The following is a 26,274-nucleotide window of genomic DNA, read 5'->3' on the forward strand; positions in this document are numbered from 1 at the left end:
TCGGTGGCGCCGGCTGTTTGCAAATATGTTGCATGATCAAACTCTTTCGATTAGCCACAAAATTCTCATTCATTCATGAGGAAAGCTAATGGGACCGACACTGCGCCAGTTGGAGGCCCTGGTCCTGGTGTATCGGCTCGGCAGCATCACCAAGGCGGCGGCCGAGCTGCGGGTCACGCAATCGGCCATCAGCCTGCTGATCCGGCAGATCGAGGATCACTTTCAACTCAGGCTGTTCGACCGGACGACGCGCGCCCTGCACCCGACCGCGGCTTGCCGCGAGGCGATCACGGCCGCGGAGCGCATCATCGCCGGCGCGCAGGGGCTGTCACAGCGCATGCGCGACCTCGCCGAGATCAAGTCCGGCCGCATCTCCATCGCGGTCTCGGCCGGGGTGGCGTCGGCGCTGCTGCCGCGGGTGTTCGCCGCGTTTCGATCGCGGCATCCCGACGTCAGCATCGATCTGCGCGATGTCGCGCCGGATGAGCTGATCGCCGTCGTGATGGCCGGGGATGCGGAGTTCGGCCTCGGCAGCGTGGAGGATGAGGGCATTGCGGAGGTGCGGATCGAGCCGCTGATGCAGAGTCCGCTTTCGGCGATCGGGATCAAGGACGGCCGCTTCGAAAAGAGCCGCCGTCTGACCTGGGACGGCATCATGAGCTCCGACCTGATCACGATGCGCCGGGGCACGCGGATTCGCCGTCAGATCGACGAGGCGCTGGCGCAGAGCGGGCGGGCCCTCAAGCCGGTGCTGGAAGTCTCGCTGATCACCACCGCGCTCTCGCTCACCGCCGAGGGGGCCGGGGTCAGCATTCTGCCCGGACACATGCTGCCGCAGGGGCAGTTTCCGACGCTTGCCGCCGTGCCGCTGTCACAGCCGACGATCCATCGCCACGTGTCCCTGCTGAGCCGGGCCGATTTCGGCCTGTCACCGGCGGCCCAGCGCTTCATCGATGTCACCAAGCGCGTGCTGTCGGCCAAGGGCGCTTGATCAGGCACCTTCGGCGATCGCGCGCTATGTCTCCAGCCGTTTCGCCTCGTTCCACAGCTCGTCCATCTCGTCGAGCGAGGCTTCTTCGAGCGTCCGTCCCTTCTGCGCGAGCGTGCGCTCGATATAAGCGAAGCGGCGCTCGAACTTGGCATTGGTGCCGCGCAGCGCGGTCTCGGGATCGACATCGGCGTGGCGGGCGAGGTTGACGAGCGCGAACAGCAGGTCGCCGGTCTCGGCGGAGAGCTCGGTCGCGTCCTTCTTGTCGAGGGCGGCCTCGATCTCGTCGGCCTCCTCGCGGATCTTCTGCAGCACCGCGCGCGGGTCGTTCCAGTCGAAGCCGACGGTCGCCGCTTTGCGCTGCAGTTCCATCGCGCGCACCAGCGCCGGCTGTCCGGCCTTGACTCCCGAGAGCAGCGACGACTTGCCGGCCTGCTCCTCGGGCGGCCGGCGTGCGGCGCGCTCGGCCTTCTCCTCGGCCTTGATGCGATCCCAGGTGCCCTTGGTCGGCTTGGTGACGTTGCCGTCCTTGTCCGGGAAGACATGCGGATGGCGGCGGATCATCTTCTTCGTGATGCCCTCGACGACATCGCCGAACGCGAACGCGCCTTGCTCCTCGGCGATCCGCGCGTGATAGACCACCTGCAACAGGAGATCGCCGAGCTCCTCGCGCAGATCATCGAGATCCGCACGCGTGATCGCGTCCGCCACCTCATAGGCTTCCTCGATCGTGTAGGGGGCGATGGTCTCGAAGGTCTGCTCGACATCCCACGGACAGCCGGTGACCGGTGTGCGCAAGGCCGCCATGATCTCGATCAGGCGTGAGATGTCGCGGGAAGGAAGCATGGGCAAATCCTGACAGCATCGTTCGATCCGCCCTGTATGCCCCAAGCGGCGCACCGGTCCCAGCAAAAACCGGCTGATGGCGCGGGCCGCGGCAGCGGGTTGGCCCGGTGTTGCGATGATGCTAAGCGGGAGGCCATGAGTGACCAGCATGAGTGACCAGAACGCGACGCGTGGGCAGGACATGACGGCCCTGGTGCTGTTCTCCGGCGGGCAGGATTCCACCACCTGCCTGGCCTGGGCGCTCGACCGCTTCGCGCGCGTCGAGACGATCGGGTTTGCCTACGGCCAGCGCCACGCCATCGAGCTGGCCTGCCGTGATCGGCTGGTCGAAGGGATCGCGCGGCTGCGGCCCGACTGGGCCGCCAAGCTCGGCGACAGCCACACGCTGGACATCCCGACGCTGGCCTCGATCTCCGAAACCGCGCTGACGCGCGACGTCGCGATCGAGATGGGCGAAGACGGCCTGCCGAACACCTTCGTGCCCGGCCGCAACCTGGTGTTCCTGACCTTCGCGGCGGCGCTCGCCTATCGGCGCGGCATCCGGCACATCGTCGGCGGCATGTGCGAGACGGACTATTCGGGCTATCCGGACTGTCGGGACGAGACCATCAGGTCGCTGCAGACGGCGCTGAGCCTCGGCATGGCGCGCGCCTTCGAACTCCACACGCCGCTGATGTGGCTGTCGAAAGCCGCGACCTGGCAATTGGCGCACGACCTCGGTGGCAACGGCCTCGTCGATCTGATCCGCGACCAGTCGCACACCTGCTATCTCGGCGATCGCGGCGAGCGCCACGAATGGGGACATGGCTGCGGCCAGTGCCCCGCCTGCGAGCTGCGCGCCAAGGGCTGGCGCGAGTTCATCGCGGGTGTCGCGTCCTGACACGAAAGCGGGGCCCGAAGGCCCCGCGAATGGGTATTGCAAGTAAGCTCAGGCGGCTTCGTGATCCGACGGCTCACGCTTGCTGACGACGACGAGATCGGCGTCGGCGACGTCGTGATCATCCTCGCCTTCATGGGCCGCAGCGGCGGCCGCCTGCGCGGCGAGACGCGCGGTGATGTCGTCCTTGGCGTCCTTGCCGCTCTTCTCCCAGGCGGGGGCGTTCAGCACGACGATGTCATCCTCATGTACGGCATCTGCGTCATGGCTGGCCGGCACGATCGAAGGCGAGGCCACCGGCGCATCGACGACACGGAGCGTCGGCGCCTCGGCTTCAGCGGTCTCGGTGGCGGCCGCTTCCTCTTCGGCCTCTTCCTGGGCGACCACGTCCGGTTCGGCCTCGGCTGGCGCAGCTTCCTCGGCAGGTGCTTCCGTCTCCGCCATCTCCGCGGCGGCGACGGCCTCGGCGGCCGGCTCGGGACTAGCTGCTTCCGGACTTGCCGCTACCGCGGGCTCCTCAGCCGGCGCCTCGTCATGTGACGCCAGGCCCAGGTGCTGCGAGACCTCCCTGATCAGCCGGTCGAGCGCGACCAGCACGCGATACTCCGGGATCGAGGTCATGTGCTGCTCGAAGCGATTGCGCGCATATTGCAGCGAGTCGATCACGTCGGTGGCGATCGAGCCGGCCTCGGTGCCATGCAGGACTCCGGCGGCCTTCTCGGTCGAGCTCTGGATCAACAACAACGCTTCGTATTGCGGAATGGACTTGAGCTTCTCGTGATAGTCCTGACGCACGCCGGCGAGCGTGTCGACGATGGTGGCGAACTCTGGCGCGGGCATTTTTCGACGTCCCCCTCAACTTCATCCAAGAAGATGCGCGGGACGCTACGGACACACTGATGAACGTTCAATTTCGAACGAATACGGCTCTCTGCGGCATGAATACCCGCCCGTTAAGACGAGACCGTCAAAGGCCGGGCATTCTGCTCACCGATCATTAAGCATCAGGCGTGCGATGACTCACGCGGCGAAATCCTCGGGTCTGAGCTCGATCGGCTTGCCGTGCGGGGTGCGATCGGCGGCGTGGTCCCAGGCGTCGCGATAGCGCGTCAGCGTCTCGGGAGAGGCCAGTCCCTTCTCCGCGACCAGCCGCTCGAGCGTCGCCAGCCAGTGCCGGTAGTAGGTGTCGCCGCAATCGGCATCCCCGGCGCTCTGCGCACGCGCAATCTCCTCGGCCAGCGCGGCTGCCCATTCGACCCAGGTGAAGAGGCCTCGCGCATGCAGCGTCACCGCCATGGCAAAGGCGTGGGCCTCCCACGGCTCGCGAAACACCGGCCCGTCACGGTCGATCGGAAGGTCGGGCAGGGCGCGCACAGCGGCGAGCGCCGCCTCGCGATCGGGCGTCGTCATGCGCGCTCCAGATAGGGCTCGAAGGCGTCGACGGTCACCTCCAGCAGCGGATCCGGCGCATCGGCCCAGAGCTCGGCGCCGTTGAACGACACCGTGTAGAGCCATTGCGGGTCTTCGCCCCTGCCATGCGCGTTGCTGTCCGGAAACACGTGCATGCCCCTGACCGCATCGATGCGGCCGATGTGGCCGCGGACGTAGCGCGGCAGCCGCGTATGCGTCTCCGGATGGATATCCTTGGCGCGGACGCGATCGCCGACGGTAAAGAGCGCGGGCTTGGTTGCCTGGCGCTCCGTCGGTCCCCCGCGCAGCAGGGTCGGGCCGACGGCGTCGGCGGTGAGAATCCTGGCGACGGGCTGCGCCGGATGCAGCGCGCGGCCGGCGGCGATCTCGTCGGCGTCGACGAGATGCCGCTCCTGCATCAGCCGCTCGATGCCCGCGAGCCAGATCTGATAGTAGCTCTTGCCGAGGTAATCATCCGGCGCGCGGTTCTCGCGCGCGAAGCGCGACATGTCGATGTTCCAGCCGCCGGGCGTCGCCATCGCGAGCGTCAGCGCGAACGCGCGGCGCTCCCATTCGGCGTGAAACACCGGTTCGTCCGGCTCCGGGCGCACCGGACCGAATCCTGCGACGCCGCCCATGTCATGCGCGCCATCCATCAGCGTCCAGCCTCGTGCGGTTGCTTCGGCAGGCCGGTGCCGATCATGCTGTCACGGGTGACGAGATCGGCGAGGTGCTCTTCACTCCAATTGTCGGTGCCGGCCGGACGCATCGGCAGCACGAAATAGCGCACCTCGGCGGTCGAATCCCAGACGCGGATCTTGGTCGAAGGCGGCAGCTCGAAGCCGAAATCCTTCAGCACCCCGCGCGGATCCCTGACCGCCTTGGCGCGATAGGGCGCGGACTTGTACCAGACCGGCGGCAGGCCGAGCACCGGCCAGGGATAGCAGGAGCACAAGGTGCACACGACCATGTTGTGCAGCTCGGGCGTGTTCTCGACGGCCACGATGTGCTCGCCCTGCCGACCGGCATAGCCGAGCTCGCCGATCGCCGGCGTGGCATCGGCCAGCAGGCGCGCGCGATACGCCGGATCGCTCCAGGCGCGTGCGACGACCTGCGCGCCGTTGCGAGGCCCGACCTTGCTTTCATAGGTTTCGATCAGCACGTCGAGCGCGGCCGGATCGACATACCCCTTCTCGGTCAGGATGCTCTCGAGGGCGCGGACGCGCAGCTCGGTCTCGGACAAATCCGAGTGATCATGCGAATGGTCGTGATGGTGATGGTGATCGCTCATGGCGCGAAAATACGGGGATCGGCGGGCAGTGTCGAGCCAGCGGTCGTTGGAAATCCGACGGTCGCGCGCGGCGCGCTGCGCTGCAACTTCTTTTCGGCGGGTTCCGCAGGTTCAAATCCGCCGCAGGATGTGGTTCCTAGGGCTTTCGTCCGCCCGTCGGCGGCTCAAGCGCCGGAGAATTGAGGTTCATCAATGCCGAATGACGTCTCTCGCCGTGATCTTGCAAAGCTGGCCGGACTGGCTGCCCTGGGGGCGGCCGGCGGCCCGGCGCAGGCGGAGGAGGGCGCCGTGAAGGAGGACATGGGACGCCGGTTTCCGGCGGATTTCGTCTGGGGCACGGCGACCTCATCGTACCAGATCGAGGGCGGCGCCAATGCAGACGGCCGCGGCGCGTCGATCTGGGACGTGTTCACGCATCGGCCGGGCAACATCGAGGACGGCAGCACCGGTGACGTCGCCTGCGACCATTACAACCGCTACAAGGAGGACGTGCGGCTCATCAAGGAGCTCGGCTGCCGCGCCTATCGCTTCTCCATCGCATGGCCGCGGCTGTTTCCCGATGGCGGGACGAAGCCCAACCCCAAGGGCCTCGACTTCTATCAGCGCCTCGTCGACGAACTGCTGGCGAACGGCATCACGCCCTACGCGACGCTGTATCACTGGGACCTGCCGCAGGCGCTGCAGGACAGCGTCGGCGGCTGGCGCTCGGCGGAGACGGCGAAGGCCTTTGCGCACTACGCCGGCTACGTGGCGCAGCATCTCAGCGACCGCGTCAAGACCATCTTCACGATCAACGAATGCGGGCGCTTCATTCCCTTCGGCTACGGTCTCGGCATCGACGCGCCCGGGCTGAAGCTGCCGCCGCAGGAGGTCAACCAGGCGCGGCATCACGTGGCGCTGGCGCATGGTCTCGCCGTGCAGGCGATCCGCGCCGGCACGCAGGTCGGCATGGCCGAAAACATCACAGCGTGTTTGCCGGCGATCGATACCGCGGAGAACATCCGCGCCGCGGAGATCGCGACGCGCGAGATGAACGCCGGCTTTCTCAACGTGATCCTCGAGGGCCGCTACACCGATGGCTTCCTGGCCTGGTCGGGCAAGGACGCGCCGACATTCACCGCCGACGAGCTGAAGATCATCTCATCGCCGGTCGATTTCGTCGGCCTCAACATCTACGCGCCTCAGGCCTATGTCGTCGCCTCCGAGCGCGCGCCGGGCTTCGACGTGCTGCCGATGCCGGCGTCGTTCCCGCATATGAGCTCGCCCTGGCTGCTGGTCGGCCCGGAGACCGCCTATTGGGTGCCGAAGCTCGCGGCGAAGATCTGGAATTTGAAGACCATCTACATCACCGAGAACGGCACCTCGTCGGACGACAGGATGACGGCGGACGGCAAGGTCCACGATCTCGACAGGGTCATGTATCTGCGCAACTACCTGGCCCAGTTGCAGCGTGCGACGTCGGAGGGGGTCCCCGTGAAGGGCTATTTCCTCTGGAGCCTGCTGGACAATTTCGAGTGGGTGTTCGGCTACAAGCAGCGCTTCGGCGTCTATTACGTCGATTTCGACACGCAGTTGCGAACGCCCAAGCTGAGCGCGTCCTATTATCGCCATGTCATCACGCGCAATGCCGTGAGCGCCTGAGCGACAGGCAGTTTCGGCATCAAAATACCAGTGTCGCTGCCAGCCGCGCTCCTGGGCCGGCAGCATTCTCGCTGCTGCAGACCAAAATATTGCGCGGATCCCGGGTGAACGCTGCGGCGGAGCATGCTAGGATTCCAGCGCAGATGTGATGGAAAGAAAGCAGTGCCGCGATCGGTCATGAGCAACCAACTATCAATGGTTGCCGGCAGTCATTGGGCTCGTCTTGTAGTGACAATGACCGAGCAATGACGATCTCGCTGGAGTCGGATCCGTCGCGGCGCCGGGAGCTCGGCGCACTCGCCGAGCCAGCGGCGAAGCCCGAGACGGGCTGGACGATACGCAGCCGGTTGTTCATCAAATACGTCGCGCTATTTGTCGGCGTCGTGGCCGTGGCGTTGCTCTCCAACGGCCTCTTCGAGGTGATCCTCTATTACCGGGAGCACAAGGCGGCGCTGATCCGCATTCAGCACGAGCAGGCCGAAGCGGCCGCTGCCAAGATCGGCCAGTTCATCAAGGAGATCGAGAGCCAGCTCGGCTGGACTGTCCAGCTGCCTTGGTCGACCAGCTCGACCGAGCAGCGGCGGTTCGATGCCCTGCGGCTGCTGCGACAGGTGCCTGCTATCACCGAGATCGTTCAGGTCGATTCGACGGGACGCGAGCGGCTGCGCATTTCACGGCTCGCGATGGACGTCCTCGAAAGCGGGCAGGACTTCTCGAAGGACCCGAAGTTCACCGAGGCCGTCGCCAACAAGGTTTACTACGGCCCGGTCTATTTCCGTCGCGAGTCCGAGCCCTATATGACGCTCGCGCTCGCTGGTACCCGCAAGGATTCCGGGGTCACGATTGCCGAAGTCAATCTCAAGCTGATCTGGGACGTGGTCTCGCAGATCAGGGTCGGCGAGCACGGCCAGGCCTATGTGGTCAGCTTGCAGGGACGGCTCATCGCGCACCCTGATATCAGCCTCGTTCTGCGCAACACGGACATGTCGGGGCTGCCGCAGGTGCGCGCGGCCTTGAGTGGCGGCACGGTTGGCGACGAGTTGCAGGACGAGCCGAACATCCAGGGACAGCGGGTGCTCACGGCGTCCGCGCCGATCGCGCCGCTGCGCTGGACCATGTTCGTCGAGCTGCCGGTCGAGGAGGCCTACGCATCGCTCTATGCAGCGCTCAAGCGCCTTGCGCTGGTGCTGCTGACCGCCTCCGTGTTCGCGGTGCTGGCCGGAATATTCCTGGCGCGGCGCATGGTCGGGCCGATCAGGGTTCTCGGCGCGGGCGCGGCCAGGATCGGCAGCGGCGACTTCTCGCAGCAAATCTCGATCAGGACCGGTGACGAGCTCGAGGGGCTCGCGCACCAGTTCAACGACATGGGCGCAAAGCTGCAGGACTCCTATGCCGATCTCGAGCGCAAGGTCGAGCAGCGCACCAACGAATTGTCGCGCTCGCTCGATGAGCTCCGCGCCGCCCAGGACCGGCTGGTGCAAAGCGAGAAGCTCGCCTCGCTCGGTCAGCTCACGGCCGGCATCGCGCACGAGATCAAGAATCCGCTGAACTTCATCAACAACTTCTCGTCGCTCTCGGCTGAGCTCATCGACGAGCTGAACGACATCCTGCAATCGGCTCAGCTCGATCAAAAGACACGGGACGAGGTTGTCGAGCTCACCGAGATGCTCAAGGGCAATCTGGCGAAGGTGGTGCAGCATGGCGGCCGCGCCGATTCGATCGTGAAGAACATGCTGCTGCATTCGCGGCAGGGTGCCGGCGAGCATCGGCCCGCCGAGATCAATGCGATCCTCGACGAGAGTCTCAGTCTCGCCTACCACGGCGCGCGCGCGGAAAATCCGGCCTTCAACATCGATATCAAGCGCGACTTCGACCCGGCTGCAGGAATCGTCGGCTGCTATCCGCAGGAGATCACCCGCGTCTTCCTCAATCTGATCTCCAATGGCTTTTATGCCGCCGTCAAACGCAAGCAGTCCGAAGACGAGGCCTTCGCGCCGATGCTCACGGCGATGACGATCAATCAGGGGCCGACGGTCCAGATTCGCATTCGCGACAACGGCACGGGTATCCCCCGGGACGATCTCGACAAGATTTTCAATCCATTTTTCACGACCAAGCCGGCCGGCGAAGGCACCGGGCTCGGTCTGTCGATGAGCCACGACATCATCGTCAAGCAGCATGGCGGGCAGATCGACGTCGATATGCGACCGGGCGAGTTCACGGAATTCATCATCACATTGTCCCGCACTCTCCCGGCGCACGAGACCATTGGAGCCAAGACGTGAGCGTTTACATTCTCGTCGTCGATGACGAGCCGGACGTCGAGCCGCTGTTCCGGCAGCAGTTCAGGCGCGACCTCCGGTCAGGACGTTTTCAGATGGAGTTTGCAGCCTCTGCGGCCGCAGCGCTGCAAAGGGCCGACGAGTTGCGCGATGCCAGCCTGGTGCTGATCCTCTCCGACATCAACATGCCCGGCATGAGCGGGCTCGACATGCTGCCCGTGGTCCGCGCGCGTCGGCCCGACGTGCCGGTCATCATGATCACGGCCTATGGCGACGTCGAGACAAGGAAGAGGGCGCTCGAACACGGGGCCGAGGGGCTGCTGACCAAGCCGATCGACTTCGCCGTGCTCCGGCGCGAGATCGACGCGCGATTGGGACAGGCCGCATGAGCACGACGGTTCTGTTCGTCGATGACGAGCCGGATCTCGAGGCTCTGGTCCGGCAGAAATTTCGCAGGCAGATCCGCGAAGGCACGGTCACCTTCATGTTCGCCCGCGACGGCATCGAAGCGCTGCAGACCGTGGAGCTGCATCCCCAGATCGATCTGATCGTCTCCGACATCAACATGCCGCGCATGGACGGACTGTCGCTGCTGCAGAAGCTGCAGGAGGCGGAAGACAAGAAGTCGACCATCATCGTGTCCGCCTATGGCGACATGAGCAACATCCGCACCGCGATGAACCGCGGCGCCTTCGACTTCCTGACCAAGCCGATCGATTTCGCTGATCTGGAAACGACGATCGCGAAGACCTTCAGGCACGTGGAGACCTTGCGTGACGCCCGTCGCCGGCAGGCCGAGGCCGAGCGCGCGCACGCATCGCTGTCGCGCTACTTCTCGCCGGAGATCGCCAAGCGGCTGGCCGCCGCCCACGAGGCCGGCGCGGACGGAATGGGCGTGCAGTGGCGGGACGTCGCCACGATCTTCACCGACATCACCGGCTTCACCAGCCTCGTCGAGACGGCTTCGCCGGAGATGCTGGGCGAGCTTCTTAACGCGTATGTCGGAGGGATGACCGAGGTGATCTTCGCGCATGACGGCACGGTCGCGAAGGTCATCGGCGATGCCATCCAGGTGCTGTTCAATGCGCCCGGCGAGCAGCCGGACTACGCGGCCCGCGCCATCGCTTGCGCGCTCGATCTCGACACCTGGGCGGAGCAGTTCCGCGAGCGCTGGAGCGCGAAGGGGATCGCGTTCGGGACCACGCGCATCGGCGTCCACGCAGGCCCGGCGCTGGTCGGGAATTTCGGCGGCCAGCGCTTCTTCGACTACACCGCCTATGGCGACACCATCAACACGGCCGCCCGGCTGGAGAGCGTGAACAAACATTTTGGAACGCGCATCTGCGTCAGCGCGGCGGCGGCGGATGCGACGTCAGCGTTCCAGGGGCGGCCGGTGGGCGATCTCGTGCTGCGCGGCCGCAGAGAGCCGCTCCGCGCCTATGAGCCGCTGCGGCCCGAGGTTTTCTCCGCCCCCTTGACCGAACGCTATCGCGAGGCCTTCGCCAAGCTGGAAGCCGGGGACGCGACGGCGATGGCGGCCTTTGCGGCTTTGGTCGGCACCAACGCCGATGATCCGCTCGCGGGCTTTCATCTCAAGCGGCTGCTGAACGGCGGCAAGGGCGTTCGCATGGAGCTGGGCTAGGGCGCAGCATGAGCAACGTGTCCAGACGACATTTCCTCGTCATTCTCGCCGCAGCTCTCTTGCCTATCCGCATCCGTGCCGAGCAGCGGCCGCCACGCGTCGGCGTGCTGATGCTCGGCGAACCGAGCCCTGTCCTGTTCCTGGAGCAGCTTCGCGAAGGTCTGCGTGAGCTCGGCTATATCGAGGGGCAAAGTATCCATCTGGAGCTGCGCGATGCCGGCGGCTCGCTCGAGAGATTGAAGGTCGACGCGCGCGAGCTCGTCGATCTGAGGGTCGATGTGATCGTCGGCTTCCAGACGCCAGCGGTGCTTGCCGCGAAGGAAGCAACGACAGCGCTGCCGATCATCATGTGCCCCGCCGCCGATCCGGTTGCGACCGGACTGGTCGCGAGCCTCGCTCGTCCCGGCGGAAACCTGACCGGCGTCACGACGGCAACGGCGGAGCTCGCGGCCAAGGCGCTCAGCCTGATGAAGGAAGCGCTGCCGACCATCCAGCGGGTGGGGGTGATCGGCAACGAGCTCGATCCATTCCACGCTCCCTTTGCCGAATCCGTGATCGCCGCGGCGCGCGCGCTCGCGCTGGAGCCGAAGCTGGTCCTGGCACGCGGCGGACAGGACCTGCAGCGAGCCTTCGGCGATGTCGTCGCGAGCGGTGCCGAGGCTGTGATGGTCCAGCCGAGCCTTCCCCGTGAGAGATCGACGCAGGCGGCCATCGAGGCGCGACTGCCGCTGGTGGTCGCGAATGCGGAGTTCGGCAGGGTCGGCGCGCTGATCGCCTATGGGGTGGACATCGGCGCCGTCTACCGGCAGTCGGCCGGCTTCGTCGACAAGATCATCAAGGGCCGGCGGCCGGCCGATCTCCCCGTCGAGTTCGCGACCAAGTTCTTGCTTGTGGTCAATCTCCAAACCGCGCGGTTGCTCGGCGTCTCGCTGCCGCCCAGCCTGATCGCGCGGGCCGATGAGATCGTCGAATGACCCCACGACCGTTCAACCAAATGCCAGGACCAATCCCAGCCCGGATGCACGGAGAGCCATGATGCGACGTCGAGACCTGATCGCCGGACTGGGCAGCACGGCGCTGGCGTGGCCGTTGCCCGCGCTGTCGCAGGCGGCGCCAGCGCGCATCGGACTGCTCTTCGCGGGCGCCGCAGGCTCGCTGGTCTCCAGCAGCTTCATCGATCAGATCCAGGCCAGCTTGCGGAGCGCGGGCCTCAACGAGGGCCGCGACTATCAGTTCGAGAAGCGCTTCGCCGGCGGCGACTATGCGCGCTTTCCGGCCCTGGCCGCCGAATTGGCGCAGGCTGGGGTGAAGCTGGTGCTTCCAAACACGATTGCCGCCGTCAGGGCCGCGCAGAGCCTGTCGCCACAGCGCCCGATCGTCATGGTGGCGATCAACGATCCCGTAGGAGCGCGGCTGATTGCGAGCCTCGCTCGCCCTGGAGGGCATACGACCGGCGTCTCAACCCTGGTCGAAGACCTGACGCCCAAGATGCTGGAGTATCAACGCACGCTGGTGCCCCGCGCGAAAACCCTCGGCATCATCGCCAATCCGGCCAATCCGTCGAATGCCCTGATGCTCGACGGATTTCGCACCCGTGCCGCCGCCTTCGGGATGTCAGTCCATGGCGTGCCTCTCAGCCTGCCGGCAGACATCGACACGGCGTTTGCGGCCTTGGCCGCAGCCAAGCCGGATGTCATTCATCTTCTCTCCGATGCCGCGAATATCGACCTCAGCGACCGGGTCGTCGCCTTTGCCAAGTCGCAGCGCATCCCGGTGCTGTCGACCTTTCCGCCGATGGTCGGTCTCGGATGCCTGCTCGCCTACGGGCCGCCGTTCGAGAAGCTTCTCAGCAGAGTCGGCTACTATGTGAAGCGAATTCTGGAAGGCGCCGAGCCGGCCGAACTGCCGGTCGAGCAACCCACCGAGATCGAGCTTTGGCTCAACTCCAAAACTGCGGACGACCTTGGGCTGGCGATTCCCGACAGTCTGCTGGTTGCTGCCAACAAGGTTATCTAGCCCAGCGGGACGCGACGACAGCGCGGCGTTGGCCGCACGCCTGGTCCCACGCCTTGGCTCCCGCTTCAACTGCGCAACACTGGCGCGGAAAGCACACCACCTGCGACGATTTTGCGCGCGTGAAGATTTGAAGGCGAAAGGACAGCCGAATTGACGTAAACCGATGGCTGCGTGATCCACAAGTGAGACTGTTGTCCATGTCAGTATCTGTCGTTCGTTCGCCTGTCGGCCGTCTGTGCGCGGGCGCCCTGTTCTGTGTCCTCAGCGCGATCGGGAGCTCAGCGAGCGCGCAAAGCGATGCGGCCAAGCCGGCCACCGAGCAGCCTGCATCCGCCACCGCCGACAAGCCCGCTGAATCCGAGCAGAAGCCTGCGGCCACCGAGGCCAAGCCGGCAGAGCAGGCGGCCGAGAAGCCCGCCGCGGCCGTGGAGCCGGAAAAGACGACGGACAAGCCAGCCGAGCCTGCTGCCGCCGCCGAGGCAGCCAAGCCCGTGCCGGTCGCACCGGCGGACAAGGCTGCGGCCGAGAAGCCGGCACCGACCGACAGCGCCACTGAGGCCAAGCCGGCAGAACCCAAGGAGGAGGCGAAGTCGGCGCCCAAGGTTGAGCCCAAGGCCGAGACGAACGCCGCCGAGTCCAAGGCGGAGGCGAAGCCTGAGCTCAAGGCCGAGCCGAAGCCCGAAACGGATGCGGCTCAGAAGCCGGCCGTGACCGAGGCGAAGCCAGCTGATCCGGCGCCCGCCGCCGCCAAGGACGCGGCTGCGCCTGAAAAGGCCGAGGCGAAGTCTGGCGACAACGCCTCCGAAGGCAGCAAGCCGGCCGCAGCTGCGCCGGCCGAGGCCAAGAAGGCCGAGCCGGCGGTCGCGGCGCCCGCTGCTGCGGTGACCCCGACAGCCGCGCCCGCAAAGGCCGACATCAAGCAGGACTCGGCTGGCGCATCAGATAAGGCCGAAGCGCACCGCCATCACCGGCATGCGCATGACGGCGACAAGCCTGCCAAGCACAAGCACCGCGCCAAGGCGAAGAGCGAAATGAAGCGCCACGCGCGGAGCGGCCGCAATTGCAAGAGCTTCCGGACCTATGACGCCGAGAGCGGCACATATCGCGGCTATGACGGCCGCGCGCATCGCTGCTCATGACGCCCTGATCGAGAGCATCGGCAGCGGCTATCGTCCGCTGCCGATCGCACCGCTCAGCGCGGCATCGGCGGCTGAATGCCGGAGGTGTTGCGGGTCAGGAACGTGCCGAAGGCCGAACCCTGCTGCTGTGGCGGCCGGGCCATTCCGGTGGTCGTGCGTTGGGGCTGAGGCGTCACGACGATCTGTTGCGGCGGGGCAGGCGGCGCCGCCGCCCCGCGCGCCTGTGCCGCCTGGTTCGACATTCGCGACACCAGGCGCATCAGCTGATCCTGGCCGGCCTGCAGTTGCTCGATCGCGCGCGTATGGTCGCGACTCGCCTGATCCTGCGTCGACTTGATCTGCTCGATGCCCTGCTGCAGTTCGGCAATGTCGCGGGCCATGCGCTGCATCAGCGTGCCCGGCTCGCGCGCCGCGCCTTCATCGCTGCCGTGCAGCGAGGCATTCGACATCATCGCGTCCTCGTTGCCCTGCTGCGCGGACGCCTCGTCCTGGGAAGCTTCGCTGTTCGAGCCGGGCATCCAGCGATCCATCAGCGCCGTGCCGGCTTCGCGTTGCGACCAGGCGACCGAGCCGCCGACCAGCACGACGAGCAGGGCGAGGCCCACGGCATTGCGCCCGCGCAGCTTGCCAAGCGGCGCCTTGATGCGCGACCAGCGGCTGCCCGTCGCGAGCTGCGCATCGCTCGTGCTCGCTGCCGCCGCGGCATCTGCGGCCACGCCAGGCTTCTCGATTGCCGCCAGCCGGGTATCGATGCGCGTCAGCACCTCGCGGAGCACGCGCCGATACAGTTGATCGTAGCTCGTCTTCTCGGGTCTCTCCGGGGCGATTCCGATCTCGTTCGGATCAATCTGTTGCACATTCTGTGTGGATTGCATTGGAGATCCCCAAACCCTGTACGCCCACCGCCGACGCTGTTTTGTCTTTGAATTTTCAAACGTGACTCGACCCGCCGCTTTGGCCGAAAGCAAGACAGCGTCGTGACGAGGAGGGGGCCTTTTCGGAGAATCTCGCTTCGTTGCAGAGCATGCCACCGCACATCGAAGGGGCAGATCGATCTTCTCGGTATTATTTAACCGCTCGACCTCGGGTTGCCGATGAGGCCGGAGTGATTGCAATTCCGCGCGCGGCATCCTGCGCAATCTCCGCAGGAGTGCTGCGTCAAAAAACGCATCTCACCCCGTCGCGCCCCGATGAATTGCCATTTTTCAGAAATGCTCAAGTCCGGTTCTGTCACTCAAGTGAACTGTTCCCAACTCACAAGTAGTTCCAGCAAATGTGCGCCGGCCGGAAATTAGTTCCAATTCCAAAACTCATCAGCTGTGCCCGGGAAGCGAGCGCACCGTGCTGCGTTGCGATGGTGCAAGCTCTGCAATGTGCGCGCAATCACAATGCGCTGAACGCAGAACAAACCTAACGTGTGCTGCTTGCTCGCTGGCATGTGGGAGACCAAAGTCGCGCCTGCCCGTCAGAGGCATAAGGATTCGGGAGGTTACATGATTTCGCTCAAGTCTTTCTTGCTTGCGAGTTGCGCAACTGCGCTCGTGTCGTCGGCCGCTCTCGCCGCTGATCCCATCAAGATCGGCGTCATCGCCGAAGCGCAGGCCGTCGCCGGTTCATCGATTGCTCCTGCAGCGCAGCTGGCGGCCGAAGAGATCAACGCCAAGGGCGGCGTCGACGGGCGGAAGATCGAGATCGTCGTCTATGACAATCACTCGTCTTCGGCGGAATCGGTCCGCGCGTTCCAGCGCGCGGTCAGCGAGGACAAGGTCAACGCGGTCATTGCCAGCTACATCTCCGAGGTGGTGCTCGCGCTGGAGCCGTGGGCAGGGCGCCTCAAGACGTTGATGATCACCCCCGGCGCGGCGTCCGACGTCATCACGCAGAACATCGCCAAGAACTACGACCAGAACAAATACACCTTTCACGGCTATCTGACCTCGACGTCGCTGGCCGGACTCGTCTGCGACGCAGCCAAGGACCTTCTCGTCGAGCCCTACAAGATGAAGTCCGCCGTGATCATGAGCGAGGACGCGGCGTGGACGACCCCGCTCGATGCCGGCTACGAGAAGTGTCTGCCCGAGATCGGCGTCAAGGTCGTCGACCACATTCGCATGTCGCCCGACACCACCGACTTCACCCCGATCTTCAACAAGATCGAAGCGCTGAAGCCGGACGTGATGATCACCGGCATCTCCCATGTCGGCACCCAACCCACAGTGCAGTGGAAGAGCCAGCAGGTGCCGATCCCGATGTTTGGCATCTCCTCGCAGGCCACCAACTCGACGTTCTGGAAGGACACCAACGGCGCGGTCGAAGGCGTGATGTTCAACGCCGTGTCCGGTCCTGGCGTGGCCGTGACGCCGAAGACGCTGCCTTTCGTCGATGCCTATCAGAAGAAGTTCGGCAACATCCCGTCCTACGCCGGCTATACCTCCTATGACGACGTCTACATGATCGCGGATGCGATCCATCGCGCCGGGGGCACCGATCCGGACAAGTTGGTCGATGCAATGGAGGCGACCGACTATGTCGGCACGATCGGCCGCGTGGCGTTCAAGCCGAAGGGCGATCCGAACCCGCATGCGCTGCGCACCGGCAAGGGCTACATCACCGGACTGATGCTGCAATGGCAGGGTGGCAAGCAGGTCAATGTCTGGCCCAAGGAACTCGCCGCGGGCACCGTGACCTGGCCGTCCTTCATCAAGCTCAAGGCGGCGAGCAACTGACGCATCACAGGGCCGCCCCGGGGGGCGGCCCATTTTCCAGGTGCCTCAGTTCGACGCTCGGATTCATTCTCAATGCTTTTCTGGCAGATCTTGATTGATGGCTTCGCCATCAGCGCTCTCTATGCGCTTGGCGCGACCGGCTTCACGCTGATCTTCGGCGTCTCCGGCGTGCTCAACCTCTCCCACGGCGCCATCATGGTCGGTGCAGCGGTGGCGGCATGGGCCGCCGCCGGCGAACTCGGCACGGGCCCTTATGCAGGAGCGCTCATCGGCATCCTCGCCGGCCTCATCCTGGCTTTCGCCACCTACTTCATCGCCGTCCGGCCGATCCAGCGTTCCAAGGCGATCGCTGAATCGGAGAAGGAGATCTTCATCCTGACGGCGACCTTGCTCTGGGGCATCATCATCCAGGAAGCAATCGCGTATTTCTTCACCAACAACGCCAAGACCGTGCTGCCGATCGTCGAGGGTGTCGTCACGGTGTTCGGCGTGCGCACGCCGCGCAACGAATACTTCACCGCCGTGATCTGCTGGGTGGCGATCGGGCTGCTATGGCTGCTGGTCAATCGCACGCGGCGCGGCAAGTCTGTCATGGCCGCCTCGATGAATCCCCGCGGCGTCACCTTGCTCGGCATCGAGCTGTCGTCGATCTATCTGACGGTCTGGGCGATCTACGGCCTGCTGGCAGGGGTCGCCGGCATCCTGCTCGGCATGTTCTTAGGCGTCAGCTCCTACAGCGTCGGGCCACTGACGGCGAGCGCGTTCTCGATCGTCGTCCTCGGCGGGCTCGGCAGCGTCTCCGGCTCGCTGATCGCGGCCTATGTGGTCGGCTATCTGGAAACTGGCACGGCCTATCTGATCTCGCCGGCCTATCGGACGATCCCGGCGCTGCTGCTGCTCGTCATCGTCATGTATCTGCGCCCGCAAGGGCTGTTCGGACGGAGGTGAACATGCCGGCATTCGTCTCATCCCGGCTGTTCTGGATCGGCGCGCTCACCGTCGTCGTCGCTCTGGTGCTGCCGACCTACGTCTCCGGCTATGTGCTCGGATTGCTCACGGTCGCGTATTACACGGCCGTGTTCGCGATGTCCTGGGACCTGCTGTTCGGCTTCGCCGGCGAGGTCAATTTCGGGCCGACCTTCCTGATCGGCGTCGGCGCCTACACGGCCGGCATCCTCGATGCGCATTACTCGCCGGGCCTGTCGATCTGGATCTGCATCGCCGCCGGCGCGCTGGCCGCGGTGGTCGGCGGCGTGATCCTGGCGCTGCCGGCGCTACGCGTCAGCGGGCCGTATTTCGGCCTGACCACGCTGGTGGCCGTGCTGATGCTGCAGAACTTCATCGTCGTGGCGGCCGGGCTGACCGGCGGCGAGATCGGCCTCGCCGTACCCGACGTCATCTCAATCGATGCCAAGACCAACTATTGGATCGCGCTCGGCTTCATGCTGGTGTCAGGCGCGGTCCTGTTCGGCCTGTCGCGCAGCGCCATCGGCCTGATCCTGCAGGCGAGCGGCCAGGACAAGATCCAGGCCGGCGCGCTCGGCTTCAACGTCACCAAGCACAAGCTCGCTGCGTTCGTGGTCAGCGCGTTCTTTTCCGGGCTCGCCGGCGCGCTGATGGTGTTCTACATGGGCACGGCGTCGGTCTCGACCTTCGTCGATGTCGGCGTCGGCGTGCAAATCATCATCGCCGCCGTGCTCGGCGGAAGGCGCACGGTGATCGGTGCTGCGATCGGCGCGATCTTCCTGATCGGCATGGGCGAGCTGCTGCGGCCGCTCGGCGAGCTCGCCACCTTGATCGTCTCGGTGATTGCGCTGGTGGTGATCCTGTTCTTCCCCGACGGCTTCCTCGGCATCATCAGGGGAGGGGCCAAAGCATGACACAAGCTCCGATGCTGGAGGTCAACGGCCTCACCAAGCGCTTCGGCGGCCTCGTCGCCGTCAAGAATCTGAGCTTCTCGATTCACGCCGGCGAGATCCTCGGCCTGATCGGACCGAACGGTTCCGGCAAGTCGACGGCAATGAAGAGCGTGATGGGCGTCGAGCGTCCGACCGCGGGCTCGGTCAAGCTCGACGGCGTCGAGCTGGCCGGCCTGCCGTCGCACCGCATCGCGCGGATGGGCGTCGGCCTGGTGTTCCAGCATTCGCGGCCCTTGGCGCGCCAGACCGTGCTGGAGAACATCAAGGTCGCGCTCTTGCCGGACAATCTGACGCGGCTGTTCGCCGACAAGGATGTCGACGCGCGCGCGCGCGCCATCGCCGAGCGCGTCGGCCTCGGCGGCGTCATCGACCGCCGGCCGCCGACCTTGGCGTTCGCCGATCTGCGCCGGCTCGAGCTTGCGAAAGCCGTGGCGCGCAGCCCGAAGCTGGTGCTGGTCGACGAGCCCTTTGCCGGACTAACAGCGTCGGAAGTCGCCGACTTCTCCAATCTGATCCGCGAATTCCGCGACGACGGCCGCGCCGTGCTGCTGGTCGATCACAACGTCAAGAGCGTGTCGGCGCTGGTCGATCGCGTGCTCGCGATGTATCTCGGCGAGAAGATCGCCGAGGGCAGGGCGACCGAGGTGATGCAGGACGAGACGGTGCGCCGCGTCTATCTCGGCGGCGCGCTGGTCTCGACCGCGCGGTCGGAGGCCAGCTTCAAAGACGTCACGCCGGCGCTTCAGGTCGACAATGTCGGCGTGCTCTACGGCAAGGCGCAGGCGCTGCAGGACGTCTCGCTGCATGTCCACGAGGGCGAGTTCGTCTCGGTCGTCGGCCTCAACGGCGCCGGCAAGACGACGTTGTTCAACGCGATCTCAGGGCTCGTGCCGTATTCCGGCGCGGTGACATGGGCAGGCCGCAATCTCGCCGGCGGCACGGCGGCGCAGATCGCGCGCGACGGCATCGTGCAGTGCCCGGAGACGCGCGAATTGTTCGGCGACATGACGGTGCGCGAGAACCTCGAGCTCGGCGGCAACGCGCTGTCGGACGCCGAGCGCAGCGAGCGGCTCGAATGGCTGTTCGGGCTGTTTCCGATCCTGAAATCGCGGCAGCCGCAACTGGCACGCACACTGTCGGGCGGCGAGCAGCAGATGCTGGCGATCGCACGCGCGCTGATGATGAAGCCGAAGCTCCTGATCCTCGACGAGCCGACGCTCGGGCTCGCGCCGGTCATCCTCGAGACGCTGTCGAAGGCGCTCGACCGCCTGCGCGAGACCACCAAGATCACGGTGCTGCTCGGCGAGCAGAACGTCACCTTCGCGCTCCCGCATGCCGACCGCGTTTATGTGCTGGATCACGCCAAGATCGTCTGGGAAGGCCCGCCCGATCGCTTCGAGACGGAGGCCGCGGCGAACTATCTGTGAGAGCAGGGGCAGGGAGCAGGGGTGCGCCCTACCCGCATCTCGTCAGGGGAAACGCGGCGGTCGCGCCGGACCTTGCGGCGGCCGCGGGGTAATGCGTACGGCCGTGACGCCCGCTGGCAGCTCGGTCTTCGCCGCGCGCACGGCGCGCGCGAGCTGCTCCTGGCTGGCCTGCAACTGCTCGATCGCCTTGGTTTGGTCGCGGCTGGCCTGCTGCTGGCTGGCCTTGAGATCCTGCAGGCCGGCCTGGAGCTCGGCGACATCGTGTGCGATCTTTTCGACGAGCGGTGCAAGTTCGCGACTCTCGGCCGGCGGCATGTCGCGCTCGGGCGATGCTTCCGCCATCGCCGAGGATGGGTCGCCCGGACGCGCCGGCTCCGGTGAGGACGAGCTCTCCGGAAGCGGTGGGGGCGCAGGTGAGGCAGGGGCCATCTGTGCTTCTTCCGCGGCCCTGCCGCTCATGGCGGTCTCCGCCGGCTCTCCCGAACCCTGCTTGGGGATGCCGTCCCGGCGGATGGACTGGATCGCGGCCTCGATGCGATCGGTGACCGAGGTGATCGTCTCGGTATGATCGCGCGCCAGGGTCACGACGGCGCCGACCAGCCCGGCCGATGCGGCCAGTGTGACCACGGCGCGCAGCAAGGGCCGGCGCTTAGCCGCTGGAGGACCTTCGCCCGGATCGACGTCCTCGGCCGCTTCCTCAGGGGCCTCCGACGCCGCCTGGGCTTCGATCGAGGCGATCCGCTCATCGATGCGAGCGCGCACCTCGGCCAGGACGCGCTGGTAGATCTCCTCGCAGATTTCAGTCTCGGGCAACGGCGCGACATCACCCGGATCAACTTCCTTCGGCGTCGTTTGAACTGGCATGTCCTCGGGTCCCATTCGCGATACGCCCCGTGCCCAATCCTCGGCACGGCATTGAGCCCTGGGCTTTGACTAAACCAAGACGGGGCAGTGGCGAGTGAGGGGCGATTTCGCACAGCGGACGAGCGAGGAGTTGGCCGACACAATGGCGAATGACCGGCGTCGCATCGTCCGGCTACGCTGCATAGCCAATTCGCATAAGGTATATTATGGAATATTTATATATCGAGCGATATCATGGGCTTGCCGCCAAAACCTCGAACTGGCCGCAATAGCTGGTGCTTTTTGGGCGCTCGTCCATCTCTCCCCAATGGTGCCGCCAAGGCGCTGGGACGCCGTTCCAGGCGATGTCTGCGAACGCCGATATTGCTGCTGCGGCTCATCGCTGCAATAAGCGCAGACGGACGTCTGTCGATGTCGCCGGATTCGTCCGCGATGTCATCCGGCGCAACGATGCAACAAGAAGAATTCTTCAGGGAGAAACGAGAATGAGCCTGTCACGACGCGCGCTGTTGAAGGCCACTGCGGCTTCGGCCGTCCTGGGTGGAATGGCGGCCCCGCATGTCGCGCGCGCGCAGAGCGCCGAGTTCACCTACAAATACGCCAACAACCTGCCCGACACGCATCCGCTGAACGTCCGCGCCAAGGAAATGGCAGCGGCGATCAAGGCCGAGACCAACGGCAAGTTCGACCTGCAGATCTTCCCGAATAACCAGCTCGGCTCGGATACGGACATGCTGAGCCAGATCCGCTCCGGCGGCGTCGAGTTCTTCACGCTGTCGGGCCTGATCCTGGCGACCTTGGTGCCGGCGGCGTCGATCAACGGCATCGGCTTCGCATTCCCGGATTACGACACGGTCTGGAAGGCCATGGACGGCGATCTCGGCGCTTATGTGCGCGGCCAGATCAACAAGGCCGGCCTGATGGTCATGGACAAGATCTGGGACAACGGCTTCCGCCAGACGACGTCGTCGACCAAGCCGATCAACGGCCCTGATGATCTCAAGGGCTTCAAGATCCGCGTGCCGGTGTCGCCGCTGTGGACCTCGATGTTCAAGGCGTTCGACGCGGCGCCCGCCTCGATCAATTTCAGCGAGGTCTATTCGGCGCTGCAAACCAAGGTCGTCGAGGGCCAGGAAAACCCGCTGGCGATCATCTCGACGGCGAAGCTCTACGAGGTGCAGAAATACTGCTCGCTGACCAACCACATGTGGGACGGCTTCTGGTTCCTGGCCAACAGGCGCGCCTGGGAGGCCGTGCCGGCCGACATGCGCGCCATCGTCGCCAAGCACATCAACGCCGCCGCCGTGAAGGAGCGCGAGGATGTCGCCAAGCTCAATGCGGGCCTGCAGCAGGATCTCGCGACCAAGGGCCTGACGTTCAATCAGCCCAACGTGGCGCCGTTCCGCGACAAGCTGCGCACCGCCGGCTTCTACGCCGAGTGGAAGGGCAAGTATGGCGACGAGGCCTGGGGCCTGCTGGAAAAGGCCGTCGGCAAGCTGTCGTAAGTGCAGGGGCGTCGTAGGCGCGTTCGGGTGACGTCATGGCGCAGGCCGAGATCAATGCCGAGTTTACGGAAATTGCGATCGGCGAGGTAGTCATCGAGACCCCTCGCCGCTGGTCCTGGCTCGACCGCCTGGAGGCCCTGCTCGGCCTCCTGGTCGAGATCCCGGCTGCGCTGCTCGTCGTGGCCGAGATCGTCATCCTGTTCGCGGGCGTGGTGGCACGCTACGTCGTGCACCAGCCGCTGATCTGGTCGGACGAACTGGCGTCGATCCTGTTCCTGTGGCTCGCGATGCTCGGCGCCGCGGTGGCGTTCCGCCGCGGCGAGCACATGCGCATGACCGCGCTGGTGGCGCGCGCAAGCCCGCGCTTGCGCGCCTATCTCGATCTCATCGCAACGTCCGCCGCGCTGGCGTTCCTGGTGATGATTGCCTGGCCGGCCTGGGAATACGCCTACGAGGAAAGCTACATCACGACGCCGGCGCTGCAGATCTCCAATATCTGCCGCGCCGCGGCGCTGCCGGTCGGCATCGCCCTGATGGCGCTGTTTGCGCTGATCCGGCTCGCGCGCACCGCCAACGTCCGGACGATGCTGCTGGCCGTCATATCGATCGCGGCGATCCTGACGCTGTTTTGGCTGGCGCAGCCGGTGCTGAAGCCGCTCGGCAACATCAATCTCGTGATCTTCTTTGTCGGCGTGGTCGGCTTTTGCGTTTTTGCCGGCGTGCCGATCGCGTTCGCGTTCGGGCTCGCGATCTTCGGCTATCTCGCGCTGACGACGCGCACGCCGTTGATGGTGCTGGTTGGGCGCATGGACGAGGGCATGAGCCATCTCATCCTGCTCTCGGTGCCGCTGTTCGTGTTCCTCGGCCTCCTGATCGAGATGACCGGCATGGCGCGCGCGATGGTGGCGTTCCTGGCGAGCCTGCTCGGCCATGTGCGCGGCGGGCTGCATTACGTGCTGGTCGGCGCAATGTATCTCGTCTCCGGCATCTCCGGCGCCAAGGCGGCCGACATGGCCGCGGTCGCGCCGGTGCTGTTTCCGGAGATGAAGGCGCGCGGCGCCAAGCCGGGCGATCTCGTCGCCCTGCTCGCCGCCACGGGCGCGCAGACCGAGACGATTCCGCCGAGCTTGGTGCTGATCACCATCGGCTCCGTCACCGGCGTCTCGATCGCGGCGCTGTTCACCGGCGGCCTGCTGCCGGGCGTGGTGCTGGCGTTCACGCTGTGCGCGCTGGTGTGGTGGCGCTACCGCAACGAGGACATGAGCGGCGTCCGCCGCGCCACCGGCGCCGAGATCGGCAAGGCCTTCATCGTGTCGGTCCCTGCCCTGGCCCTGCCCTTCGTGATCCGTGCCGCCGTCGTCGAGGGCATCGCGACGGCGACGGAGGTCTCGACCATCGGCATCGTCTATGGCGTGCTGGCGGGCCTGCTGGTCTATCGCCGCTTCGACTGGCGCCGGCTGATGCCGATGCTGATCGAGACGGCGGCGCTGTCCGGTGCCATCCTGCTGATCATCGGCACCGCCACCGGCATGGCCTGGGGCCTGACACAATCCGGCTTCTCGCGCTCGCTGGCCGCCGCCATGACCGGCTTGCCGGGTGGCCCGGCCACATTCATCGCGGTCTCGATCGTGGCCTTCACCATCCTTGGCAGCGTGCTCGAGGGCATCCCGGCGATCGTGTTGTTCGGGCCGCTGCTGTTTCCGATCGCGCGCGCCGTCGGCGTGCACGAGGTGCATTATGCCATGGTGGTCATCCTGGCGATGGGAATTGGCCTGTTCGCGCCGCCGTTCGGGGTTGGATATTACGCCGCCTGCGCGATCGGCCGGGTCGATCCCGCCGAAGGTATCCGGCCGATCTGGGGCTACATGCTGGCGCTTCTCATCGGCCTGATCATCGTTGCGATTTTTCCGTGGATTTCGATCGGGTTCCTGTAAACTCTTGAGGTGACAAGGGAGGGTGGTGATGAGCACGAACCAGTATCAGCTCGGTCTCGACAAGAACGCGGCCAATTACGTCCCCCTGACCCCGCTCAGCTTCCTGGCGCGCAGCGCGGCCGTCTACCCGGACCATGTCAGCACGGTCCATGAGGGCCGCAGCTTCACCTGGCGCCAGACCTATGAGCGCTGCCGCCGCTTCGCGTCCTATCTCGCCGGCCGCGGCATCGGCATCGGCGACACCGTGGCGGCGATGCTGCCGAACATCCCGGCAATGAACGAGGCGCATTTCGCCGTGCCGATGACCGGCGCGGTGCTCAACACGCTCAACATCCGCCTCGATGCGCCGTCGATCGCGTTCCAGCTCGATCACGGCCAGGCCAAGATCATCCTGGTCGATCCGGAATTCTCCGGCGTGATCCGCGAGGCGCTGAAGCTGATGAGCGGCGCGAAGCCGTTCGTGATCGACGTCGATGACGCGTCCTACGCTGGCGGCAGCCGCATCGGCGAGATCGAGTACGAGGCTGCGGTCGCCTCAGGCGATCCCACTTTCGAGCCGCGCCGTCCCGCCGACGAATGGGACGCGATCGCGATGAGCTACACGTCGGGCACCACAGGCAATCCCAAGGGTGTCGTGACCCATCACCGCGGCGCCTATCTCAACGCCGTCAGCAACATTCTGGCCGGCGGGCTCGGTCAGCATCCGGTCTATCTCTGGACCCTGCCGATGTTCCACTGCAACGGCTGGTGTTTCCCCTGGACCATGGCGGCCGCAGCCGGCGTCAATGTCTGCCTGCGCAAGGTCGAGCCGACCAAGATCTTCGAGCTGATCAAGACCCACGGCGTCACCCATATGTGCGGCGCGCCGATCGTCTACAACGTGCTGATCAATGCGCCGGATGCGCCCAAAGGCAAGCGCGAGAAGCCGGTGGTCGGCCTGATCGCCGGCGCCGCGCCGCCGGTCGCGGTGCTCGAGGGCGCCGAGAGCATCGGCATCAAGCTGACCCATGTCTACGGCCTCACCGAGGTCTACGGCCCCGCCTCCGTCTGCGCCGAGCAGCCCGGCTGGGACGATTTGCCGGCGCCTGAACGCGCGCGGCTGAAGCGGCGTCAGGGCGTGCCCTATCCCCTCCAGGAAGCCGTCACCGTGCTCAATCCGGAGACGATGCAGGAGGTGCCGCGCGACGGCGAGACCATCGGCGAGGTCATGTTCCGCGGCAACATCGTCATGAAGGGCTATCTCAAGAACGAAAAGGCGACGCAGGACGCGTTCGCCGGCGGCTGGTTTCACACCGGCGATCTCGGCGTGCTCGACGAGCACGGCTACGTCATCATCAAGGACCGTTCCAAGGACATCATCATCTCCGGCGGCGAGAACATCTCCTCCGTCGAGGTCGAGGACATCCTCTACAAGCACCCCGCCGTGCTGTTCGCCGCCGTCGTCGCCAAGCCCGATCCGAAATGGGGCGAGGTGCCCTGCGCCTTCGTCGAGCTGAAGGACGGTGCCCAGGCCACGGAAGCCGAAATCATCGCCTATTGCCGCAGCCACATGTCCGGCTTCAAGACGCCCAAGGTCGTGGTGTTCGGGCCGATCCCGAAGACGTCGACGGGCAAGATCCAGAAGTTCCTGCTGCGCAACGAGGTGAATTCGGCGAAGGCGATTTCGGCGTAGCCACATGAGTAGGGCGGGTTAGTACTACTGCGTCACAAATTTCTTCTTTTTGGCTTTGGCGCGAGGCCGCAACATGGGCATCGAGGTAAAGTTCT

24 protein-coding genes are annotated in these 26,274 nt (G+C 65.6%); 17 read left to right on the forward strand and 7 right to left on the reverse strand.

Translation table 11 applies throughout. The annotated features are described in order from the left end of the window. Positions 1 to 88: 88 nt before the first annotated feature. Positions 89 to 991 (forward strand): LysR family transcriptional regulator, encoded by a 903-nt coding sequence (locus ACQR1Y_RS12640; RefSeq protein WP_434877447.1) that lies wholly within the window; start codon positions 89 to 91, stop codon positions 989 to 991. A gap of 24 nt (positions 992 to 1,015) precedes the next feature. On the opposite strand, the gene mazG is transcribed toward ACQR1Y_RS12640, so the two are convergent. Then, on the reverse strand, positions 1,016 to 1,834 hold the full coding sequence (gene mazG, locus ACQR1Y_RS12645) for a nucleoside triphosphate pyrophosphohydrolase (protein WP_434877448.1): 819 nt from the start codon (positions 1,832 to 1,834) through the stop codon (positions 1,016 to 1,018). A gap of 148 nt (positions 1,835 to 1,982) precedes the next feature. Here mazG and queC point away from each other — a divergent pair, with 148 nt between their 5' ends. Next, complete coding sequence (gene queC, locus ACQR1Y_RS12650) at positions 1,983 to 2,714, forward strand: 7-cyano-7-deazaguanine synthase QueC (protein WP_434858839.1); 732 nt, start codon at positions 1,983 to 1,985, stop codon at positions 2,712 to 2,714. Positions 2,715 to 2,762: 48 nt separating this feature from the next. Here the strand turns inward: queC and ACQR1Y_RS12655 are convergent, their stop codons facing one another. From ACQR1Y_RS12655 to nthA, 4 genes are all read right to left on the reverse strand, one after another. Further along, on the reverse strand, positions 2,763 to 3,551 hold the full coding sequence (locus ACQR1Y_RS12655; protein ID WP_434877449.1) for a hypothetical protein: 789 nt from the start codon (positions 3,549 to 3,551) through the stop codon (positions 2,763 to 2,765). 180 nt (positions 3,552 to 3,731) lie between these two features. Next, positions 3,732 to 4,121: a nitrile hydratase accessory protein gene (locus tag ACQR1Y_RS12660; protein WP_434858837.1), complete on the reverse strand. Its 390-nt coding sequence runs from the start codon at positions 4,119 to 4,121 to the stop codon at positions 3,732 to 3,734. Beyond that, positions 4,118 to 4,777, reverse strand: coding sequence for a nitrile hydratase subunit beta (gene nthB / locus ACQR1Y_RS12665; RefSeq protein WP_434877450.1), 660 nt, complete (start codon positions 4,775 to 4,777; stop codon positions 4,118 to 4,120). The genes ACQR1Y_RS12660 and nthB overlap by 4 nt, the downstream gene beginning before the upstream one ends. Then, on the reverse strand, positions 4,777 to 5,412 hold the full coding sequence (gene nthA, locus ACQR1Y_RS12670) for a nitrile hydratase subunit alpha (RefSeq protein WP_434877451.1): 636 nt from the start codon (positions 5,410 to 5,412) through the stop codon (positions 4,777 to 4,779). The genes nthB and nthA overlap by 1 nt, the downstream gene beginning before the upstream one ends. On the opposite strand from nthA, the gene ACQR1Y_RS12675 reads away from it, so the two are divergent. From ACQR1Y_RS12675 to ACQR1Y_RS12710, 8 genes are all read left to right on the forward strand, one after another. Then, positions 5,383 to 5,595 carry a hypothetical protein gene (locus ACQR1Y_RS12675; RefSeq protein WP_434877474.1) on the forward strand — a complete coding sequence of 71 codons (213 nt, stop codon included), beginning with the start codon at positions 5,383 to 5,385 and terminating at the stop codon, positions 5,593 to 5,595. The genes nthA and ACQR1Y_RS12675 overlap by 30 nt on opposite strands. Before the next feature lie 9 nt (positions 5,596 to 5,604). Further along, on the forward strand, positions 5,605 to 7,053 hold the full coding sequence (locus ACQR1Y_RS12680) for a GH1 family beta-glucosidase (RefSeq protein ID WP_434894305.1): 1,449 nt from the start codon (positions 5,605 to 5,607) through the stop codon (positions 7,051 to 7,053). Positions 7,054 to 7,298: 245 nt separating this feature from the next. After that, on the forward strand, positions 7,299 to 9,338 hold the full coding sequence (locus ACQR1Y_RS12685) for a sensor histidine kinase (RefSeq protein ID WP_434877453.1): 2,040 nt from the start codon (positions 7,299 to 7,301) through the stop codon (positions 9,336 to 9,338). Continuing rightward, positions 9,335 to 9,724 carry a response regulator gene (locus ACQR1Y_RS12690; RefSeq protein ID WP_434877454.1) on the forward strand — a complete coding sequence of 130 codons (390 nt, stop codon included), beginning with the start codon at positions 9,335 to 9,337 and terminating at the stop codon, positions 9,722 to 9,724. The genes ACQR1Y_RS12685 and ACQR1Y_RS12690 overlap by 4 nt, the downstream gene beginning before the upstream one ends. Further along, positions 9,721 to 10,977, forward strand: a complete 1,257-nt coding sequence (locus tag ACQR1Y_RS12695) for an adenylate/guanylate cyclase domain-containing protein (protein ID WP_434877455.1) — start codon at positions 9,721 to 9,723, stop codon at positions 10,975 to 10,977. Before ACQR1Y_RS12690 ends, ACQR1Y_RS12695 begins: the two co-directional genes overlap by 4 nt. 17 nt (positions 10,978 to 10,994) lie before the next feature. Continuing rightward, positions 10,995 to 11,951, forward strand: a complete 957-nt coding sequence (locus ACQR1Y_RS12700; RefSeq protein WP_434877456.1) for an ABC transporter substrate-binding protein — start codon at positions 10,995 to 10,997, stop codon at positions 11,949 to 11,951. Positions 11,952 to 12,012: 61 nt separating this feature from the next. Next, entirely contained in the window at positions 12,013 to 12,993 is a 981-nt protein-coding gene (locus ACQR1Y_RS12705) for an ABC transporter substrate-binding protein (RefSeq protein WP_434877457.1), read from the forward strand. Between the two features lie 197 nt (positions 12,994 to 13,190). Continuing rightward, on the forward strand, positions 13,191 to 14,132 hold the full coding sequence (locus ACQR1Y_RS12710; protein ID WP_434877458.1) for a hypothetical protein: 942 nt from the start codon (positions 13,191 to 13,193) through the stop codon (positions 14,130 to 14,132). Between the two features lie 53 nt (positions 14,133 to 14,185). On the opposite strand, the gene ACQR1Y_RS12715 is transcribed toward ACQR1Y_RS12710, so the two are convergent. Next, on the reverse strand, positions 14,186 to 15,007 hold the full coding sequence (locus ACQR1Y_RS12715; protein ID WP_434859241.1) for a hypothetical protein: 822 nt from the start codon (positions 15,005 to 15,007) through the stop codon (positions 14,186 to 14,188). A gap of 618 nt (positions 15,008 to 15,625) precedes the next feature. On the opposite strand from ACQR1Y_RS12715, the gene ACQR1Y_RS12720 reads away from it, so the two are divergent. From ACQR1Y_RS12720 to ACQR1Y_RS12735, 4 genes are all read left to right on the forward strand, one after another. Beyond that, the gene (locus ACQR1Y_RS12720; RefSeq protein WP_434877459.1) at positions 15,626 to 16,858 is read left to right on the forward strand and encodes an ABC transporter substrate-binding protein; all 1,233 of its coding nucleotides are present in this window, start codon (positions 15,626 to 15,628) and stop codon (positions 16,856 to 16,858) included. Between the two features lie 72 nt (positions 16,859 to 16,930). After that, the gene (locus tag ACQR1Y_RS12725) at positions 16,931 to 17,806 is read left to right on the forward strand and encodes a branched-chain amino acid ABC transporter permease (RefSeq protein ID WP_434877460.1); all 876 of its coding nucleotides are present in this window, start codon (positions 16,931 to 16,933) and stop codon (positions 17,804 to 17,806) included. 2 nt (positions 17,807 to 17,808) lie between these two features. Further along, on the forward strand, positions 17,809 to 18,738 hold the full coding sequence (locus ACQR1Y_RS12730; protein ID WP_434877461.1) for a branched-chain amino acid ABC transporter permease: 930 nt from the start codon (positions 17,809 to 17,811) through the stop codon (positions 18,736 to 18,738). Further along, on the forward strand, positions 18,735 to 20,204 hold the full coding sequence (locus tag ACQR1Y_RS12735; RefSeq protein ID WP_434877462.1) for an ATP-binding cassette domain-containing protein: 1,470 nt from the start codon (positions 18,735 to 18,737) through the stop codon (positions 20,202 to 20,204). Before ACQR1Y_RS12730 ends, ACQR1Y_RS12735 begins: the two co-directional genes overlap by 4 nt. Positions 20,205 to 20,246: 42 nt before the next feature. On the opposite strand, the gene ACQR1Y_RS12740 is transcribed toward ACQR1Y_RS12735, so the two are convergent. Beyond that, a complete protein-coding gene (locus ACQR1Y_RS12740) occupies positions 20,247 to 21,068 on the reverse strand; it encodes a hypothetical protein (protein ID WP_434877463.1) in 822 nt (273 codons plus the stop codon). Between the two features lie 485 nt (positions 21,069 to 21,553). Between ACQR1Y_RS12740 and ACQR1Y_RS12745 the strand changes: the two genes are divergently transcribed. Genes ACQR1Y_RS12745 through ACQR1Y_RS12755 form a run of 3 tightly spaced genes read left to right on the forward strand, consistent with a single transcriptional unit; the run spans position 21,554 to position 26,179 of the window. Then, entirely contained in the window at positions 21,554 to 22,573 is a 1,020-nt protein-coding gene (locus tag ACQR1Y_RS12745) for a TRAP transporter substrate-binding protein (RefSeq protein ID WP_434877464.1), read from the forward strand. A 35-nt stretch (positions 22,574 to 22,608) separates the two neighbouring features. Then, positions 22,609 to 24,507 carry a TRAP transporter large permease gene (locus ACQR1Y_RS12750; protein ID WP_434877465.1) on the forward strand — a complete coding sequence of 633 codons (1,899 nt, stop codon included), beginning with the start codon at positions 22,609 to 22,611 and terminating at the stop codon, positions 24,505 to 24,507. Between the two features lie 28 nt (positions 24,508 to 24,535). Beyond that, entirely contained in the window at positions 24,536 to 26,179 is a 1,644-nt protein-coding gene (locus ACQR1Y_RS12755) for an acyl-CoA synthetase (RefSeq protein WP_434877466.1), read from the forward strand. The last annotated feature ends 95 nt before the right edge of the window (positions 26,180 to 26,274 follow it).

The sequence above is a fragment of the Bradyrhizobium sp. HKCCYLRH3099 genome (assembly GCF_051167855.1).
GTDB lineage: Bacteria > Pseudomonadota > Alphaproteobacteria > Rhizobiales > Xanthobacteraceae > Bradyrhizobium.

What these genes read in the sequence shown, in the direction of transcription:
- ACQR1Y_RS12640 (WP_434877447.1), top strand. Translation starts at nt 89, where the DNA reads ATGGGACCGACACTGCGCCAGTTGGAGGCCCTGGTCCTGGTGTATCGG.
- mazG (WP_434877448.1), bottom strand. Translation starts at nt 1,834, where the DNA reads ATGCTTCCTTCCCGCGACATCTCACGCCTGATCGAGATCATGGCGGCC.
- queC (WP_434858839.1), top strand. Translation starts at nt 1,983, where the DNA reads ATGAGTGACCAGAACGCGACGCGTGGGCAGGACATGACGGCCCTGGTG.
- ACQR1Y_RS12655 (WP_434877449.1), bottom strand. Translation starts at nt 3,551, where the DNA reads ATGCCCGCGCCAGAGTTCGCCACCATCGTCGACACGCTCGCCGGCGTG.
- ACQR1Y_RS12660 (WP_434858837.1), bottom strand. Translation starts at nt 4,121, where the DNA reads ATGACGACGCCCGATCGCGAGGCGGCGCTCGCCGCTGTGCGCGCCCTG.
- nthB (WP_434877450.1), bottom strand. Translation starts at nt 4,777, where the DNA reads ATGGATGGCGCGCATGACATGGGCGGCGTCGCAGGATTCGGTCCGGTG.
- ACQR1Y_RS12675 (WP_434877474.1), top strand. Translation starts at nt 5,383, where the DNA reads ATGGTCGTGATGGTGATGGTGATCGCTCATGGCGCGAAAATACGGGGA.
- nthA (WP_434877451.1), bottom strand. Translation starts at nt 5,412, where the DNA reads ATGAGCGATCACCATCACCATCACGACCATTCGCATGATCACTCGGAT.
- ACQR1Y_RS12680 (WP_434894305.1), top strand. Translation starts at nt 5,605, where the DNA reads ATGCCGAATGACGTCTCTCGCCGTGATCTTGCAAAGCTGGCCGGACTG.
- ACQR1Y_RS12685 (WP_434877453.1), top strand. Translation starts at nt 7,299, where the DNA reads ATGACGATCTCGCTGGAGTCGGATCCGTCGCGGCGCCGGGAGCTCGGC.
- ACQR1Y_RS12695 (WP_434877455.1), top strand. Translation starts at nt 9,721, where the DNA reads ATGAGCACGACGGTTCTGTTCGTCGATGACGAGCCGGATCTCGAGGCT.
- ACQR1Y_RS12705 (WP_434877457.1), top strand. Translation starts at nt 12,013, where the DNA reads ATGCGACGTCGAGACCTGATCGCCGGACTGGGCAGCACGGCGCTGGCG.
- ACQR1Y_RS12710 (WP_434877458.1), top strand. Translation starts at nt 13,191, where the DNA reads ATGTCAGTATCTGTCGTTCGTTCGCCTGTCGGCCGTCTGTGCGCGGGC.
- ACQR1Y_RS12715 (WP_434859241.1), bottom strand. Translation starts at nt 15,007, where the DNA reads ATGCAATCCACACAGAATGTGCAACAGATTGATCCGAACGAGATCGGA.
- ACQR1Y_RS12720 (WP_434877459.1), top strand. Translation starts at nt 15,626, where the DNA reads ATGATTTCGCTCAAGTCTTTCTTGCTTGCGAGTTGCGCAACTGCGCTC.
- ACQR1Y_RS12725 (WP_434877460.1), top strand. Translation starts at nt 16,931, where the DNA reads ATGCTTTTCTGGCAGATCTTGATTGATGGCTTCGCCATCAGCGCTCTC.
- ACQR1Y_RS12730 (WP_434877461.1), top strand. Translation starts at nt 17,809, where the DNA reads ATGCCGGCATTCGTCTCATCCCGGCTGTTCTGGATCGGCGCGCTCACC.
- ACQR1Y_RS12735 (WP_434877462.1), top strand. Translation starts at nt 18,735, where the DNA reads ATGACACAAGCTCCGATGCTGGAGGTCAACGGCCTCACCAAGCGCTTC.
- ACQR1Y_RS12740 (WP_434877463.1), bottom strand. Translation starts at nt 21,068, where the DNA reads ATGCCAGTTCAAACGACGCCGAAGGAAGTTGATCCGGGTGATGTCGCG.
- ACQR1Y_RS12745 (WP_434877464.1), top strand. Translation starts at nt 21,554, where the DNA reads ATGAGCCTGTCACGACGCGCGCTGTTGAAGGCCACTGCGGCTTCGGCC.
- ACQR1Y_RS12750 (WP_434877465.1), top strand. Translation starts at nt 22,609, where the DNA reads ATGGCGCAGGCCGAGATCAATGCCGAGTTTACGGAAATTGCGATCGGC.
- ACQR1Y_RS12755 (WP_434877466.1), top strand. Translation starts at nt 24,536, where the DNA reads ATGAGCACGAACCAGTATCAGCTCGGTCTCGACAAGAACGCGGCCAAT.